The 1532-nt window shown below is 32.4% G+C and carries 1 protein-coding gene; it reads left to right on the top strand.

Annotation, left to right across the window (positions count from 1 at the left end; genetic code table 11):
• Nucleotides 1-174 precede the first annotated feature (174 nt).
• Nucleotides 175-1308 carry an ATP-binding protein gene (locus tag B5X70_RS17675; RefSeq protein WP_079559227.1) on the top strand — a complete coding sequence of 378 codons (1134 nt, stop codon included), beginning with the start codon at nt 175-177 and terminating at the stop codon, nt 1306-1308.
• The last annotated feature ends 224 nt before the right edge of the window (nt 1309-1532 follow it).

Raw genomic sequence — 1532 nt, 5'->3', positions numbered from 1 at the left:
GGAAAGCCCCCTAACAGTGTTTATAAGCCATGCGGGAAATTTTCGAACCGATGGAAGAAAATTCTGAGACGCACGGCTCATAAACATGGACGTTAGCTTTAATAATCTGAGCGAACTACATATTTGACACTTCAATGTAATTTTAGTAAATTGCGTCAAACAAATGACGGTATTATGAAATATTTAGTCAGAGACTTATCTGAGAGTATAATAAAGAAATTGCAATCTAATAAGGTTGTAATAGTTTTTGGAGCTCGTAGAGTTGGAAAAACAGTACTTGTTAAAGAAATACTTAAGCAAGTAAATGAACCTGTACTAAGCTTAAATGGAGAGGATATTAACGTTCATGACAAGCTTGCAATTAGAAGTGTAGAAAACTATAAACAGATTTTGGGTTCATACAAATTGCTCTACATTGATGAAGCACAAAAAATACCAGAAATAGGCTCAAAGCTGAAACTAATGATTGATGAAATTGATGGACTTAAAGTTATTATTTCAGGTTCTTCATCATTTGATATTCACAAAGATACTGGAGAACCTTTAACAGGTAGAAAATATTCGTTTAACTTATTTGCTTTATCTGAAAATGAATACAACCAAGTTGAAAATAGTATTTCCAAAGTTGACAAAGTAAGGGAAAGATTGATTTTTGGGAATTATCCTGAGTTATTGCAGTTGCCTGACAGGGAAGACAAAATTGATTACTTAAACGAAATGGTTAGTTCATATCTACTGAAAGACATTTTAGTTTATGAAAACATTAAGAATTCACAGAAAATATTCAATCTATTACGTCTGATTGCTTTTCAAATCGGCGGAGAAGTATCTCTTCAAGAATTAGGAAATCAATTAGGAATAAGTAAGAATACTGTTGAAAAGTACTTGGACTTGTTAAATAAAGTATTTATACTTCATAAAGTTGAGGGATTTAGTAGGAATTTAAGAAAAGAAATAACTAAAAATTCACGGTGGTACTTTCTTGACAATGGAATTAGAAATGCTGTGATTGCAAATTTTAATCCCATTGAATCTCGAAATGACATTGGGGCTTTATGGGAAAATTATATGATTAGTGAAAGGTTAAAATATCAAGAATACAAAAGACTTTCATCGAATAATTATTTTTGGAGAACATATGAGCAACAAGAAGTTGATTGGGTAGAAGAACGAGACGGTTCATTGTTTGGTTATGAATTTAAATGGAAAGAAGACAAAGTAAAAATACCGACACAATGGAAAAGTGCATATCCAAATGCTTCTTTTGAATTGATTAATATGGATAATTTTACTGAATGGTTGAAATAATTACTAAAGCTAACGGTGTGTATAACCAATGGCTTTTATTCCGCTTAATAGTAACCCTCCTGCCCCGCCTCAATTTTTTTAACGGCGGACAAGGACGCAGCCCGCAAAAAGCCACTGGTCATACACAGATACGTTGTGGTTAATTAAAAAAGAGACCTTGCAACTACGAAAAGATTGATAAAATGAAAATTCCAAAGATAAAATTGATTACTCAGCCAGAAACG

The sequence above is a fragment of the Alkalitalea saponilacus genome, assembly GCF_900168165.1.
Classification (GTDB): Bacteria; Bacteroidota; Bacteroidia; order Bacteroidales; family Marinilabiliaceae; genus Natronoflexus; species Natronoflexus saponilacus.
The sequence above is the reverse complement of the archived record's forward strand: the minus strand, read 5'-3'. Positions and strand labels throughout refer to the sequence as shown.

Excerpts from the sequence above, each read along its gene's own strand:
- B5X70_RS17675 (WP_079559227.1), top strand. The coding sequence starts at position 175 with ATGAAATATTTAGTCAGAGACTTATCTGAGAGTATAATAAAGAAATTG.